The sequence below is a fragment of the Crocinitomix catalasitica ATCC 23190 genome, from assembly GCF_000621625.1.
Taxonomy (GTDB): Bacteria; Bacteroidota; Bacteroidia; order Flavobacteriales_D; family Crocinitomicaceae; genus Crocinitomix; species Crocinitomix catalasitica.
Map to the genome: position 1 here is coordinate 62,435 of NZ_JHXV01000005.1, position 15,880 is coordinate 78,314.

Consider the following 15,880-nt stretch of genomic DNA (forward strand, 5'->3'; position numbering starts at 1 on the left):
AAAGTTAATGATTATTGTTCAACGTGCTGTTGATGTTTCCAACGTTTATGAGACCATAACCAATATTGTGGCTTCTCGTTGATTAATGATTCTAATAAAATTGAATACTTGTCTGTGATCTCGCCTTCAGCAGTTTTTCTAGGATCGTCTGAGATACTCGAGAATTCTACTTCGTAATAACCTCTTTTAAGTCTTCTGCAATTACCGAATAAAACAACATAGTCAAATTTTCTTGCCAATTTTTCTGGCCCAGTATTCCAGCCAGTATCCTGGTTAAGGAATTTATTCCAATGAGCTTGCTTTGGATGAGAAGGTGATTGATCATTAACTATTACTACCAATTTTTTATCTTCAATTGTACTGCTAAAGAAAGGTATGATATCTTTCGTTGCAATTAATTTCATTCCATTTCTTGTTCGAGACCTGAAAAGAATATTATCGTAAAAATTATTTTTAAGTGGCTGATAGATTGAATAAGTCTCGAACTGAATCAAGTTTGGTAAGCTTAATGCGTAAAATTCCCAATTGTTATAATGACCAGCAGTGACAATAATATTTTTGTTCTGCGCGTATAAACTGTTTAAGAGTTCTGGATTCTTAATAACTGTCCGACGAGTAACTTCTTTTTTTGAAATACTTACAGCTTTAATGCTTTCAAAAATAAAATCGATAAAATAACGGTAAAAACCTTTCTCTATTTTGATAATTTCTTGAGTCGATTTATCTGGAAAAGCATTCAATAAGTTTTGTCGTACAACTTTCCTACGATAGCGCACAAAATTATACGTCAAGAAATAGACGATATCTGAAAAAAAGTATAATACCCCCAACGGGAAGTATGATAGCGGTTTCAGTATGAAGTAAAATAATATGCGGTCAGCAATTTTTATCATTCAAAATAAAAAATAGTTTGCAAAGTTAAAAGGATACTGTAATTGGCTACTATGATTAAACTTTTTTTATTATAATAAATTGTTTAAAGTTGGTTTTTAAGGCATACTACTTGCAGTTAAAAATGTAATTTTGTATTGATTTATGATAAAAACAGGTTCTATACTATTGATTTTTCTTTCAACTTTTTCTCAAAATATATTAGCGGGAAATATTGAAAAAGGTTTTGAAGCACTCGATATTTACAATTATTTTGAGGCTAAAAATCTATTTCAGAAGGCAATGAAGAAAAATTACGTTGCGGCCTCTTATGGATTGAGTATTATTTATAGTCGGAATGACAATCCTTTTTATAATTTAAATGAGGCTTTAATCATGATTAAACAGGCGACTGATGAATATGATAAATTACCGCCAAAAAAAATTAATGAATACAACGAATTAAATATTACGAATAAAAATATTTTTGAACATCGGGATCGAATTTCGTCAGCTTTATTCAAAAATGCTAAAATGAATCATTCAGTTATTAGCTACAATGCTTTTATTGAAAAAAATCCTTGGAGTGAACATGTTGATTCGGTTATAATTTTACGTGACAACTTGGCTTTTTCTGAAGCAAAAGCTATAGGCACGGCAGAAGCATTGCAGAATTTTATTCAAGATTATCCAAAAAGTTCACTTTTAGAGAGAGCAACAGCTTTATATGACAAGGCAATTTATCAAGAATCTACGCTTGACAATAATTTTATCGATTATGTACAGTTTGTAAATAAATTTCCTTTAAGTCCTTATAGACCTGATGCTGAAGATGCGATTTATAAAATTTATACCAAAACTGGCAGTCTCGAATCTTATCATAAATTTATTGAAGAATACCCTGAGAACAGGAATGTGTCTGGAGCTTGGCGTAAAATGCTGAATACATACTTGCAAAAGGAATATTCGCAAAACTCTATCCGTGCTTTTATGGAAAAATTCGAAGACTACCCCTTTAAAGAGCGTTTAGAAGAGGAGTTGAGATTAGCAGACCTGGTCATATTGCCATTTAATGATGGGAATAAATGGGGTTTCATGGATGAAAATGGTGAAGCAATCATTCCTGCAGAGTTTGACGGCGTTGTTCCTTTTACAGAAGGACTTTCTATTATAAATAAAGCGGGTAAATATGGATATATCAATAAAGCAGGAGAAGTTATTATTGATCCAATTTATACTGATGCTTTCAGATTTCACGAAGGTCATGCTATTGTCGAGTACGAAAATAAACTTGGAATGATTAATAGGAGCGGAGAGTTCGTGATTCTTCCAGAATATGATGATCTAGGTGACTTAAAAGGTGGATTCACTTATTTTACCAATTCAGAATTATACGGATATTTTGATGCTAAAGGAATGATTCGTCTAAAAGCACAGTATTCAAGTGCTTCAGATTTTATCAATAAAAAAGCAATCGTTTCATATCAAGGGAATTATGGTGTTATTGACGAATTTGGCACAACATTAATTCCGTTTAAATACGAAAAAATAGTACCTTATGATGAAGGTGTTTTTGCCGTAAAGATTTTTAATAAATGGGGACTATTAAAGACAGAAGGTGATACTTTAACAAGTATTAAATATGATTATATTGGAGATAAATATGGTGGAATCTCATTGGTTGAATTGAATGACCAATTCAATTATATCAATGCGAAAGGTGAAGAAATTCGAAAGGAATGGATACCAACATATTCCGAAAGTCGACAACTGGCTATATTTAAGAATAATTACGCTAAAGTTCAATACGAGGATGGATTTAACTTAATTGATACCAATGGCTTACTACTTTTCAAATCTAGCAAAGAGGATCTTGGCGATTATAGTGACTTAATTGCCTTTAAAAACAATGATGAATGGGGATATTTAAGTCCTCAAGGAAGTGCAGTTATCAAAAACAAATTTTCACATGCTAAATCATTCCAAGGGCATTATGCTTTCGCTGGTGGGGCGCCATTATGGGGAATGATTGATAAACGAGGGAAGTATATTATTGAAGCCTATTTTGAGGATTTGAGTTGGTTGAATGATGACTTATTATTGGTGAAAACTAGAGGCTCATATGGGATAATGAACAGTAAAGGAGATACCATTGTACCTTTTAAATATACTTCGATAGAACCTTTTTCTGTAGAATTGGTACAATTAGTAAATAAATCTGGTGTATATTATTTTCACCTGACGGATTTAAAACTCATTCGTAAAGAAGATTAGTGGAAAAATTATTCACCTATATTGAACGTTATAAGTTTGCAATACTTGGTACAGTATTGTTTCATTTCATCTTTTTTTTAAGTTCGAATTTTGTGACGATTCAACGACCATATAACCCTGTAGAAGAAATTGTTGATGTTGAATTGGAAATGGATGAGTTTGAAATTGATGAAGAATTAATGAAGATGCTCGAAATGCAAGAGCAAATGACACCAGAAGAAATTAGTGCGTTAATAAAAGATCAAAATGATAAAAGGGAGAAGTCTTATGAAAACTTCTCTTCACAAGATATTGATAACCAGGTTATGGATGACGCGAAGGCATTGGAAGCTAAGTATTTTGAAGAATTGGCAAGTCAAAGATCTGAAGGAGGAGAAGCCAGTAATGCTGCAAACAAACAAGAACAAAATATTAAACCAGAGGCAAAAACAAAACAAAAATTTTCAGATAAATCAGCAGTGAATAATAACGGAGAAAATGCATTTGCTGGAAGGGTAATGGTGTCTTTTAGTTTGACAAATAGAAAGGCACATTCTTTAGAAATACCAGGTTATACGTGTAATGGGAGTGGTACCGTTGTGATGGATATTAAGGTTGATAAGAGTGGCTATGTAAAAGATGCGTCTTATAATTCAAATATGTCTTCAGGTGCTACTGATTGTATGATTGATAAAGCTAAAAGCTACGCGTCAATTGCAAGGTTTAGTTTTAATAGTGAAGGAGGATTATCTCAATCTGGAACAATAACCTATAAATTCATTGGTCAATAATGGCAGTTGTCGATATAATAAGAAAGTTAACTCCGAATTTTTTATTAGAGTGGAATAGAGGTCGAAAAAAACAGCTAGTCAATAATAATCTTGAAGAAGCCAGAAAGAACGGTGATATAATTGATTGTAATGATATATATAATTCCCTATTAAAAATGGGGATAAAGGAAGGTGATAGTGTTTTAGTCCATTCAAGCTTAAGTAAAATTGGTTATCTTAAAGAAGGTCCTAAAACTTTTGTGGATGCGCTCAAAAAAGCGGTTGGCGAAAATGGGAATATTTTAATGCCTACATCTCCTAATGCTGTTTATCAATTGAATTATATAAGAGAGACTCCCTTTTTTGACGTGGTCAATTCTCCATCTAAAACAGGAGCAATTACTGAATATTTCAGAAAACTCCCTGAAGCTAAAAGAAGTTTACATCCAACTGAGCCTGTTTCTGCGATTGGACCATTAGCAACGTATTTTACGGAAGATCATCTTAATCAACTAACACCTTATAATCAAAACAGTCCTTTTTATAAATTAGGATTGAAAAAAGGAAAAATATTATACGTTGGTGTAACACTTGACAATGCAGGAACTAGTTTGCATACTTTAGAAGATGCTGTAGATTTCAAATTCCAAGTTTATTACAATGAAATATTTGAGATAGATGTCATTGATTATAGTGGGAATAAAATTCGAGTAAAAACAAAAGTTCACGATCCAGAACAGTCTAAAAAAAGGAAATGTGATGGCTTAATTCCTCTTTTTGAAAAGCATGGTGTTCTTACTAAACAAACCCTAGGAAAAGCAGATGTTTTATTGGTTGAAGCTGAAGGTTTTTTCAATACAATGATACAGGAGTATGAAACAAATGGTGTAACAATGTACACACCACAAGGTTCTTCAGTAGATTAATAAATGATGAATATTATAAATACACCTTCACCTTTGCATGTTATTGAAAACGAATTATTTAAATCGTTCAACTTAAATGTATTGATTAAAAGAGATGATCTTATTCATCCTGAAATATCAGGGAATAAATGGAGGAAATTAAAACTTAATATTGAACGTTTTGTGCAAGGTAAATATGAAAAACTCTTAACCTTTGGTGGAGCTTATTCTAATCATATAATTGCTACAGCAAAATTATGCCAACAGCTCAATATTCCCTCAATCGGAATTATTAGAGGAGAAGAACTTAATCCGAACTCGAACGATACTTTGAAACGTGCTGCCGAAATGGGGATGGAGTTGATATTTGTGTCAAGACAAGATTATGATGCGCGATATGAAAAATACTACCATAATCTATTGAGAAATCAATACGGAAATGTTTTGATAGTTGAGGAAGGTGGAGCAAATTATTATGGAATGCTTGGGGTTAGTGAGGTTATTTCAGAACTCGAACACGAACCTGATTATCTTGTAACAGCTATTGGAACAGGTACGACAGCTGCAGGCTTATTATTCGGAACTGAAAGAACAAAAGTAATTGGCGTACCAGTATTTAAGAATGGTGGATTTATATCGGTGGAAATAGAGCAGCATATGTTGAATGCAGGTTTAATGAATGAGGACATCGTTGATAAGATGAATCGATTGGTGTTAGCGACTGATTATGGTTTTGGCGGATATGGTCGAACAACACCTGAGTTAATCAATTTTATTAATGAGGTTTATCACGAATCAAATTTAATTTTTGACCAGGTTTACACCGCAAAAATGTATTACGCTTTTATTGATCTAATAAAAAAAGGAAAAATAGAGAAGGGGAGCGAAGTTGTTTTGTTGCACACAGGAGGGATTCAAGGTTTAAATTCCATTTTAACTGACTTAAGTTTTGATCCATTTAAGTTGTAAAGCATTTTAAACTTCGTGGTGTCATTGAATGTTTCAAAAAGTAGAATGTCGAGTTTTCCAACTTTTTTAATTTTGAATACATTCTGTCCCGTTGCATTTAAAAATGCGCGATAAATCAACTCAGAACAATATATTTTATTCTCGCTACTTAGGTTATATCGATGATCATAAGGTAGTTTTTTATTGAGCATAATTATTGCTTCATTCGCCAATTTAATACCTAAGGAATCCTCAAAAATTGGCCTGCAAACAAATAACATCGAATCGGTTGTGAGTCGAACGAAATTATTTAGACTTATAGCTTGAACACCGTCTTCGTTTGATTCACTCAAAATGTCCGCGATTGCATGAATAACGGTAAGAGAATCGTGATTACGAACAATTATACCACAATGCGAATAAGGTTCCTTAGTTGTGTTCATTATGGCATAAGAGAGTGCTCCACCACCTTTTCTCACAATAATATCACCACTTTTAAATGAATTTTTAATGGCAGAAGGGATAGCAACAAGATTAATCGTTTCAATATGTCTTAAACGGTCAGTATTGCATGCGTTTAAAACAGCTAAAACCAAGATTGTGTATAGAAGAATGAAAGGACTAGGGTTAAGTCTATCCATTTAATAATTAGTTGTTATTGCCTATTCTGAAATTTCTCGGATCAAAATCTTTTGACCAATTAGAGACTTTCCATTCACCGTCAACCTTAGTTAAAGTGTACTTCAATTTATGGTCCTTGCTTGTTCTTATTTCCACACAGTTACATTCAATTGTTTTACTGTTATCAGACAACTCAGGGCAATCAATAGATTTTATCTCAACATAATCTTTTTGACAGCCTGTTTCTATTCTCGTTTCAACACCCTCTTTTGCAGTTTCAATTGATAGTTCCAATGCGTCCTCACAATTACCATCTGCAATTGCATTAATAAATGTTCTAGTTACCTCTTCCGGTGTCATTGGGGAGCTGCAGGATATAAATGTAATCGACATTATTACAGCTAAACTAAGAAATTGAATTTTCATTGTTTTTTACTTTGGTTTGGTTGATTACAAATATATACAGATTTAAGTAAATCAAAATAATTATTTTATTTAGCCATGAATTCCCTTATTCATTGTAACTTTGCAAAAAAAAAGAAAGTAGATTTATCATGATTCAAGTTAATAATTTGTCCCTCCAATTTGGTAAAAAAGTTTTATTTGAAGATGTAAACTTAAAGTTTGTTGATGGAAACTGTTACGGAGTTATTGGTGCTAATGGCGCAGGGAAATCCACGTTTTTAAAAATTTTAACAGGCGACCAAGATCCTAATAAAGGTAATATTTCGATTGAACCTGGTAAACGGATGGCTGTTTTGAGTCAAGATCATTATAAGTTTGATGAATATACTGTTCTGAATGCAGTTTTAATGGGGCATAAAGAATTGTGGCGCATTATGGACGAAAAGAATAAGGTTTACGCGAAGGAAGATTTTTCTGAAGCTGACGGAATTCGAGCATCAGAATTAGAAGGCGAATTTGCTGAGATGGATGGTTGGAATGCAGAAACTGATGCAGCAACTATGTTAAGTAATTTAGGGATTTCTGAAGATTACCATTATACTATAATGGAGGACGTGCCTGCCGAACTTAAAGTTCGAATTCTTTTAGCGCAAGCACTTTTTGGTAATCCTGATATTTTAGTATTAGATGAGCCAACGAATGATTTAGATATTAAGACAATCGGATGGCTAGAGGACTTTATTTTGGATTTTAAGAATACTGTAATAGTTGTATCGCACGATAGACACTTTTTAGATACAGTTTGTACACATGTTTGTGATATTGATTATGGAAAGATTAATCTATTCACTGGTAACTATACTTTCTGGTATAAATCCTCACAATTAGTATCTCGTCAGAATAGTGATAAGAATAAAAAACTAGAAGAGAAGAGAAAAGAATTACAAGAATTTATCTCAAGGTTTAGTGCAAATGCTTCGAAATCTAAACAAGCAACTTCTAGACGTAAATTATTAGATAAATTACAATTAGAGGATTTAAAACCTTCTACAAGAAAATATCCAGGTATTATTTACGAACAAGAGCGTGAAGCTGGTGATCAAATATTACATATCGAAAATCTTTCTGCGGTGCATGAAGGGGAGACATTATTTAAAAATTTCGATCTTAATGTTAGTAAAGGCGATAAAATTGCTTTCCTATCTAAGAATAGTGTCGCGATTTCTAAATTCTTTAATATCGTTGCTGGGGAAGAAGAACCTGCAACTGGAGAATATCATTACGGAACGACTATAAAAACTACTTATTTACCAAGTGACAATACTGAATTCTTTAAAGAAGATCAGAGCCTGATTGATTGGTTAAGACAATATGCAACTACGGACGAAGAGAAAGATGAAGTCTACTTGAGGGGATTCTTAGGTAGAATGTTGTTCTCAGGTGAAGAAGCTTTAAAAAGTGCAAAGGTATTATCTGGTGGTGAGAAAGTAAGATGTATGATTTCTCGTATGTTATTCGGTAAAGGTAATTTATTGATTTTGGATGAGCCAACAAATCACTTAGACTTGGAGTCGATTACTGCTTTTAATAATGCACTAATTAATTTCCCTGGATCAATCCTTTTTGCATCTCATGATCATGAATTTGTGCAGACAGTTGCAAATAGAATTATAGAGTTGACACCTAACGGATTTACGGATAAGTTAATGAGTTATGATGAGTATTTGCAAGATGAGAAAATTCAAAGTCAAGTAGAAGAATTGTATGCGCAATAAAGTAACTAAGTTTTTTAATAAAAATTTACCGTATTTTGCCGACTTTTGGCAATATATAGTTATCATAGTTATTTTTGCTATAGCGGCAATCTTCATTTTATAAATTTTGTTTTACGGACTTTATTTACTTTTAGACGGATAGAATAAAAATTTATCTAAAATTCTCTCCCCTTTTAACGTGCTTTATAACAATCTTCTACGTTGTTTATTGAAATAAATTCAGAAAGAATACGTTTTAGCGTAACGAATAATAAATAATTTTTGATATTTTAGTTAAAGCCTAATCATCTTTATTAGGGAGTCTAAAATGATAAGTTAACCTAAAATGAAAACAAGTCTACCAATTTTTTTTCTTGGTCTATTTCTATTTGCTTGTACATCAAAAACTAAAATAGAACTTGCCCCTTATGAAATTTCTGATGAGATTGGTAATGTAGGCTTAAAGGTTGATGAAAATGGAGAAATTCGAATAGGGGGTAATTTTATTGCAACTATATCTGAAGAAGGTGTTTTAATAGATAAAGACGGTAAGATCTTATCGACTTGTTCTGATGAAGGTAAATTACTAGATGATAAAGGACAAACGCTTGTTATTATAGATGAGGAAGGTAAAATGCATAATGGATCAAATGTTTTTATGTATTGGTCTGAAGAAGGTAAGTTATTCAAAGATAATTTCGATACAGGTCTTAGAATAAATCCTGTTAATCCAAAAGTATACCAATCGGCCTCAATAGTTCTATATCTCTATATGAATATGAGTCATAAATATTAGGTATTATCTAAACCGAATATTTTATTTGTAATTCTATTTTAAATCATAATTTCTTAATAAAAATTAGTCCTAGTTCATGACAAGATCTCTTGTTATAATCTTTTTAACATGCTTGTCTGTTTGATGTCGGTATAAATGTTAATCGAAGATAAATAGAGTTTAATCGAATAAAAACATCGGTTCGTAGAAAAAAAATATTGTTTTTTTTGTGTTTAATAGAAATATTTGAATTAGTTTTACGCCGGTTTTAGTATTTATCTAAAAAAAATGTATTTGATTAAACCAAAAATGAAAATTATGAAACGAAATGTAATATATTCTTTTCTAGTGATGTCGCTAATTATTATGACGGCATGTAAAAAGAATAAAACGCAAGAAGATTTTACATCGGCAAAAGAATATGATTCGGAAGTTGTTACAGAATGGTATGCGTTGATTAAGACATTGACAACTGAAACCCCTGGGTATACGCCTCCAGTTGCTGCTAGAGCATTCGGTTATACAGGTGTAGCTTTGTATGAGGCTGTTCAATATGGAATAAGCGATAAGGTTTCGTTATCTGGGAAATTGTCTGAACTAAATGTATCAGTAGAATTCGAAGAGTATAAGGAGTATCACTGGCCAACAGTAGCGAATGTTGCTTTGGCAGAGATGACTAAATACTTCTATAAGCATACATCTGTCGAAAAATATAATGAAATTATTGCCTTGGAAGCAAAATATGCAAATCAATTTCAAGATGAGATTGATAACGCTGAAGTATATGTCGCTTCCATATTATTAGCAAAAGAAGTGACGGAAAAAATAATTGCATGGTCTGAGACAGATGGTGGTTTAAATTGTCACTTAAATAATTTCCCTGCATCATATACACCTATGGTTGGGGATCAATATTGGAGACCTACAGCTCCTGATTTTTCACCGGCACTTCAACCATATTGGGGGAATAATAGACCGTTTTTAGCAATAAATGTAGAAACTTCTATTCCGGAATTACCTCCAGTTTATTCTACTGATCCAGAATCAATGTTCTATGAAAGAGCGATGGAAGTTTATAATACAGTAAATGAAATTACTCCAGAGCAAGTAGTAATAGCTGAATTTTGGTCAGACGATCCAGTTACAACTGCTACGCCTCCAGGTCACTCTATTTCAGTTTTAAATCAATTGATTAAGAAGAACGGATTGAATTTAGCTGAATCAGTAGAGGCCTTTGCGAAATTGGGAATAGGCGTTTCTGATGCTTTCATTTGTTGTTGGAAAACAAAATATGAAACAAACTATTTAAGACCCATTACTTATATTAACGATAATATTGATGCGGCGTGGACAACAATTTTACCAACTCCTCCATTTCCAGAATATACTTCAGGACATTCAGTTCAGTCAGGTGCGCTTGCTGAGATTATGACGAATATTTTTGGAGATAATCAAACATTTGTAGATCATACACACGAAGGACGTACAGATATTGATGGAAGTCCGAGAACGTATAGTAGTTTTTATGAAATGGCTGAAGAAGCTGCAATGTCAAGATTGTATGGTGGGATTCATTATCATGAAGCGATCTTTGTTGGACTAGATCAAGGGTATAAAATCGGTGAAAACGTAAATAACCTAAATCTAAATAATTAATAAAAAATTTATTTAAGTTAAAAGGCAATCAATTCTTTGGTTGCCTTTTTTTGTGTTATAAAGACAAATGGCAAAGTATTGTAATTTTTGTATATTGTTGGAATAACCAATGCTAGTTGAGTGTTTAAGAAATTACTTATACCTATCTTTTTATCTATTACCTGTTTTGCGCAGAACCAAGGAAATACATGGTATTTTGGAGCGGGTGCCGGAATTAACTTTAATTCTGGTGTTCCTGAGGTTCTGACAGATGGCGCCATGCATACGCAAGAAGGGTGTTCAGCAGTTTCTGATGTAAATGGGAATGTTTTATTTTATACTGATGGATTGTCAGTTTGGAATAGTTTACATGAATTAATGCCGAATGGACATTCTTTAAAAGGTCACTTTTCATCTACACAATCAGCGCTAATTGTACCCAAACCGGGATCTTCAAAGTTATATTATTTGTTTACGACTGATGGTTTTGGAGGTGTGAATGGATTTAAGTATTCAATAATAGATATGAGTCTTGAGGATGGAAGGGGAGATGTGACTGTTGTAAAAAACAGGATGTTAAAAAACAATATTTGTGAAAAAATTACTGTAGTTAAGCATCGAAATTCGAATGATTACTGGATTCTAACTAGAGAATTTGAGACTGCTAATTATTGTAGTTTTTTATTGACTGAATCTGGAGTCACAGAAATACCCATAATTAGTCCGGTTGGTAAATTAATTGGTGGGATAAAATCAAAAACCATAGGTTGTTTAAAAGCATCATTGGACGGGACAAAAGTTGCCGCCGCAATTTGGGATAATGATCTGGTAGAGGTGCTTGATTTTAATAATGAAACAGGTGTATTATCGAATCTAATTGAGTTGAATGATTTTTACTTAGGTCAACCATACGGAGTTGAGTTTTCACCGTCAGCTAATTTACTATATGTTAGTGAAGCGAATAATGAGTCTGTTTCCAATCTATATCAATACAATTTAACATTAATGGATGAAGGTTTGATTAATGAACGAAGAGAAATTATAAGTCGTGTTTTGCCAAAAAGTGGTGCCTTGCAGATAGGACCTGACCTAAAGATTTATCAAGCTAAGATGGAAAATGGGTTCTTGGCTGCAATTAATAATCCAGAAAGAATAGGCGCGGCTTGTAATTATGAGCAAGATGCAGTTGATTTATTGGGGAGAACAAGTAGACTTGGTTTACCTAATTTATATACTGTAGAGTTATTGTTAATAGATTTAGGAATTAAAAAGAAGGAACAGCATGATCAGTTTGCCATATATCCTAATCCGTCAACCGGCGTTTTTAATTATATCTTACCTGAAAATCTTACACAATTCACAATACAAATCTATTCGCTTGATGGAAAAACTATAGCATATGAGTTAAACGAGACATTTGAACGTTCAGGTCAATTATCGATAAATGAAAAGAGTGGGGTGTATATAGTCGTATTTCAAAGTGAAGATGAAATATACCAAACTAAACTTACTATCAAATAGGCTTACGGAACTACTTAACTCTGTTAAAAGACATCGCTTTTAACATCCAGTTCGGTAATCTCTTTTTAGGGTCTCTTTTTTTCAAATTGATATACCAACCAATATTTTTCATGACTGGTACCTTGTGCGTTTCAACAAACTCAATCCATGTCCCATCAGGGTCTTCAATATAAGAAAAACGACCACCTGCTTCACCCATGTCAAAAGTATTGCCACTATCTACTGTAAAAGGAAATCCAGCTGTCTCACATTCTTTTTTTAAAGTTTCCATTCCTTGAATATCGAAACATAAATGTATGAATCCCCAATCACCCCAAAATCTATCGGCAAATATTTTCTTTGGCTTTCTGTCAATTGCCTGAACAAGTTCGATTTTTGTAGGTCCTAATAGTTTAGAAAAAGGTCCTTTTCTTTCAGATTTATGTGATAATAGTACACGTCTGAACTCTTGATCACCGGCTAATAATCCACTAAAGCAATCAAATGCTCCAGTTTCATCATACTCTACAGTCTCATAATCTAAAACATCACGGTAAAGCTTTAATGAGGCTTCAATATCTGAAACTCCGATCAAAACACCTGCTACTGCACCTGTTCTTGCTGGATGTTTTGTGTCTGAAAACCAACCCGAACCTTCTACTATATTAAATATATTACCATTAGGATCTTCTAAAAAATAATTCAATTCCCCTGATGGTGTTTGACTAAGTTCACTTAATAATGTTACGCCGTTGCTCTTGTGAAATTCAAAACTAGCTTTTACATCTCTAGACTTTATACGACAAGCATATAATCCTAAATCTCCTAATTGAATTGCAAAGTTCGCCTTTTCAGTTGGTCGACTGGTATATTGCCAAATCTCAAATCCACCACCACTTTCCATACTTAATGCAAGCGTTGCAGTTCTACTTTGCACTTCATCACCTGTATAACGTGTCATTAACGGAGCTTCCGCGGCATCTTCAAATAAACGAATGTCAATACCGAACATTTTTCGGTACCATTTCCATATAGTTTGTACATCAGGAACGCCAATGCCCATTTGTTGAATACCGCAGATAATTTTTTCCATGATAAGTTTTTTTTGCAAATATAAACATCTTGGCATAAATGAATCGACCATTTATGGATGTTTATGTACCAATAAATGTTTGAAACAACTTTTTTGACGACTATATGTGAAAAACTATTTTCCTTTATTGGCTTAATTATTGTTAGTTTTGGACAACTCAATTTTAATTTAAAATCCAATCTGAAAGACTAAGTAAAACGCTCTTCATGCTAAAAAATAAATTATTCATTTTTCTGCTTTTCGTTTCGGTTTTGCCGGTAATGTCTCAAATCACATTATATAGAGGTGATGCTAAGTTTAATGCTGATGTTGCATTTACCATTGAGAATGGTAGGGTCTATCATGGAGATGGATCAAGAATGAATAAGGCTGTTTTGACGATTTCAGATAATAGAATATATTTAGGACAATCAAATTCATCATTCGATTGTCTTTATACGATTAAGGATAATAAAGTATATTTAGGCGACTCAAATTTTTCGTCTGATATCATCTATACCATCGAAGAGGGGAAGGTTTATAGAGGAAATTCAACTTTTTCATCAAATTGTATTTTAACAATCGATGAGGATAAAATTTACATGGGAGATTCAACTTTTCCTAATGATTTATTATTCACTGTCGGTGGCGACAATTATTTATCGAATTCAATAATTGCCTGTATTGTAGGGCCATATTAAAAATTATGAAGTATTTATTTTTACTATTTTCTTTTTCTTGCCTGTTAATTGGAACTGCAACACCAACTATTCAATATGCAACGGATGCAGATCATGATAGTTTGTTCACTACAATTAATTTTGACGATTTAAATAGTCTCTACTATCTCTCTCAAACGGAAGATTTTAAAATCTATTTTGAGAATTATGATAATTATCAAATTTATCTTGATGGTGATACGACTGAATTTTATACAAATAGTCCAATTCTAGTAACCAACTTGAAAAGGGGGGACCATACTTTAACTTTATATAAAAAAGAAGCGACATGTGCAGTTCCAACTGAAGTAAACAAATCATTTAAACTGAAGAAGGATTTACCTTTAATAACCAATGACGCTGTCGTTTTCGGTTTGTTGATGTTTGTCTTATTTTTGGTGTTTAAAACTGCTGCAAGTCAACGGACTTTTTTCGTAAGGTTTTATAGAATTGTGCCAGCGCTACTATTGTGTTATTTTATTCCTGCAGGTTTAAATTCATTAGGGATTGTTTCAAGTGAGGAATCGGACTTGTATTTTATTGCTTCGCGATATTTGCTGCCTGCCAGTCTTGTATTGTTGTGTTTAAGTATTGATATTCCGGCTATTAAAAAATTAGGGTCTAAAGCAATTATAATGTTCTTTGCAGCAACGATAGGTATTGTTGTTGGTGGTCCGATAGCATTGTGGACTGTATCGCTTATTGCGCCCGAAGTTTTGGATGATAATATATGGAGAGGACTTTCAACTGTTGCTGGTTCTTGGATTGGTGGCGGGGCGAATCAAACTGCAATGAAAGAGATTTACAGTGCGCCTGATCAATTGTTCTCAGCAATGATTGTTGTGGATGTATTTGTAGCGAATATCTTCATGTCTATTCTTTTGTTTGGAACGGGAATGAATAAAAAAATTAATCGTTTCTTTAAAGCTGACGATTCTGCGATTGAAGCTCTGACGAAGAAAATGGAGAATTTTCAAGCGAGTATCGCAAAGGTTCCAACGTTTAACGATCTTGTTAAAATGATGGGGATTACTTTCTTTGCTGTTGGAATGGCACATTTTCTTTCAGATATAATTGCGCCAATAGTAAGTGGGGGATTAGAAAGTATGAAAACTCCTTTTGATCCTTGTTTAGGTATTCCTTTTTCTGAAGTTCAAACAGGAAGTGATATTGCAGCTGATTTGATGGTTTCTTTCGGAAGCGGATTCTTCTGGCTAGTCGTATTTTCAACCATTTTTGGTGTTGTACTTTCTTTTACGAAATTCAGAAACTTAGAAGGTGTTGGTGCTTCAAAAATGGGTAGTTTATTCTTGTATGTATTGGTTGCAACCATTGGTATGAAGATGGATATATTCGAATTAATAGCCAATTGGGGGGTATTCAAATTCTTATTGTCAATTGGCTTAATATGGATTCTTATTCATGCAATCTTCTTATTTGTCGTTGCGAAAATAATTAAGGCACCTTTCTTTTATGTCGCTGTTGGAAGTCAAGCAAATATCGGTGGCGCAGCTTCTGCACCAATCGTAGCAAGTGCTTTTAGTCCATCATTGGCACCTGTTGGAGTGTTATTAGCGGTTTTAGGCTATGCTGTAGGAACTTTCGGTGCGATTATTTGTACGATCTTAATGCAAGCTTTATCAGTTGGGTAAA

At 33.1% G+C, this 15,880-nt stretch carries 14 protein-coding genes; 10 read left to right on the forward strand and 4 right to left on the reverse strand.

The genetic code is table 11. From position 1 onward, the window contains the following. Positions 1 to 11: 11 nt before the first annotated feature. The gene (locus T367_RS0102625) at positions 12 to 893 is read right to left on the reverse strand and encodes a lysophospholipid acyltransferase family protein (protein WP_084274284.1); all 882 of its coding nucleotides are present in this window, start codon (positions 891 to 893) and stop codon (positions 12 to 14) included. Positions 894 to 1,035: 142 nt separating this feature from the next. Between T367_RS0102625 and T367_RS0102630 the strand changes: the two genes are divergently transcribed. Genes T367_RS0102630 through T367_RS21120 form a run of 4 tightly spaced genes read left to right on the forward strand, consistent with a single transcriptional unit; the run spans position 1,036 to position 5,767 of the window. Then, positions 1,036 to 3,144 (forward strand): WG repeat-containing protein, encoded by a 2,109-nt coding sequence (locus T367_RS0102630; protein WP_027418460.1) that lies wholly within the window; start codon positions 1,036 to 1,038, stop codon positions 3,142 to 3,144. Then, entirely contained in the window at positions 3,144 to 3,914 is a 771-nt protein-coding gene (locus tag T367_RS23575; RefSeq protein ID WP_051568298.1) for a hypothetical protein, read from the forward strand. The genes T367_RS0102630 and T367_RS23575 overlap by 1 nt, the downstream gene beginning before the upstream one ends. Beyond that, positions 3,914 to 4,819 (forward strand): AAC(3) family N-acetyltransferase, encoded by a 906-nt coding sequence (locus T367_RS23580; RefSeq protein ID WP_051568299.1) that lies wholly within the window; start codon positions 3,914 to 3,916, stop codon positions 4,817 to 4,819. The genes T367_RS23575 and T367_RS23580 overlap by 1 nt, the downstream gene beginning before the upstream one ends. 3 nt (positions 4,820 to 4,822) lie before the next feature. Then, positions 4,823 to 5,767, forward strand: coding sequence for a 1-aminocyclopropane-1-carboxylate deaminase/D-cysteine desulfhydrase (locus T367_RS21120; protein WP_084274285.1), 945 nt, complete (start codon positions 4,823 to 4,825; stop codon positions 5,765 to 5,767). Here T367_RS21120 and T367_RS0102650 read toward each other — a convergent pair. Both T367_RS0102650 and T367_RS0102655 read right to left on the reverse strand, forming a co-directional pair. Continuing rightward, a complete protein-coding gene (locus T367_RS0102650) occupies positions 5,713 to 6,387 on the reverse strand; it encodes a YiiX/YebB-like N1pC/P60 family cysteine hydrolase (protein ID WP_027418461.1) in 675 nt (224 codons plus the stop codon). The genes T367_RS21120 and T367_RS0102650 overlap by 55 nt on opposite strands. Before the next feature lie 7 nt (positions 6,388 to 6,394). Further along, positions 6,395 to 6,793: a nuclear transport factor 2 family protein gene (locus T367_RS0102655; protein WP_084274286.1), complete on the reverse strand. Its 399-nt coding sequence runs from the start codon at positions 6,791 to 6,793 to the stop codon at positions 6,395 to 6,397. 128 nt (positions 6,794 to 6,921) lie between these two features. On the opposite strand from T367_RS0102655, the gene T367_RS0102660 reads away from it, so the two are divergent. From T367_RS0102660 to T367_RS21125, 4 genes are all read left to right on the forward strand, one after another. After that, positions 6,922 to 8,547: an ABC-F family ATP-binding cassette domain-containing protein gene (locus T367_RS0102660; RefSeq protein WP_027418463.1), complete on the forward strand. Its 1,626-nt coding sequence runs from the start codon at positions 6,922 to 6,924 to the stop codon at positions 8,545 to 8,547. Between the two features lie 325 nt (positions 8,548 to 8,872). Then, complete coding sequence (locus tag T367_RS0102665) at positions 8,873 to 9,322, forward strand: hypothetical protein (RefSeq protein WP_027418464.1); 450 nt, start codon at positions 8,873 to 8,875, stop codon at positions 9,320 to 9,322. A gap of 297 nt (positions 9,323 to 9,619) precedes the next feature. Continuing rightward, on the forward strand, positions 9,620 to 10,957 hold the full coding sequence (locus T367_RS0102670) for a vanadium-dependent haloperoxidase (RefSeq protein ID WP_035842337.1): 1,338 nt from the start codon (positions 9,620 to 9,622) through the stop codon (positions 10,955 to 10,957). 120 nt (positions 10,958 to 11,077) lie between these two features. Continuing rightward, positions 11,078 to 12,457 (forward strand): T9SS type A sorting domain-containing protein, encoded by a 1,380-nt coding sequence (locus T367_RS21125; RefSeq protein ID WP_051568302.1) that lies wholly within the window; start codon positions 11,078 to 11,080, stop codon positions 12,455 to 12,457. A gap of 10 nt (positions 12,458 to 12,467) precedes the next feature. Here the strand turns inward: T367_RS21125 and T367_RS0102680 are convergent, their stop codons facing one another. After that, on the reverse strand, positions 12,468 to 13,529 hold the full coding sequence (locus T367_RS0102680; protein WP_027418466.1) for a VOC family protein: 1,062 nt from the start codon (positions 13,527 to 13,529) through the stop codon (positions 12,468 to 12,470). 206 nt (positions 13,530 to 13,735) lie between these two features. Here T367_RS0102680 and T367_RS0102685 point away from each other — a divergent pair, with 206 nt between their 5' ends. Together T367_RS0102685 and T367_RS0102690 are read left to right on the forward strand one after the other, a co-directional pair. Continuing rightward, positions 13,736 to 14,209: a hypothetical protein gene (locus T367_RS0102685; RefSeq protein ID WP_035842227.1), complete on the forward strand. Its 474-nt coding sequence runs from the start codon at positions 13,736 to 13,738 to the stop codon at positions 14,207 to 14,209. A gap of 5 nt (positions 14,210 to 14,214) precedes the next feature. Next, on the forward strand, positions 14,215 to 15,879 hold the full coding sequence (locus T367_RS0102690) for a DUF819 family protein (protein ID WP_316930843.1): 1,665 nt from the start codon (positions 14,215 to 14,217) through the stop codon (positions 15,877 to 15,879). Position 15,880: the final 1 nt, after the last annotated feature.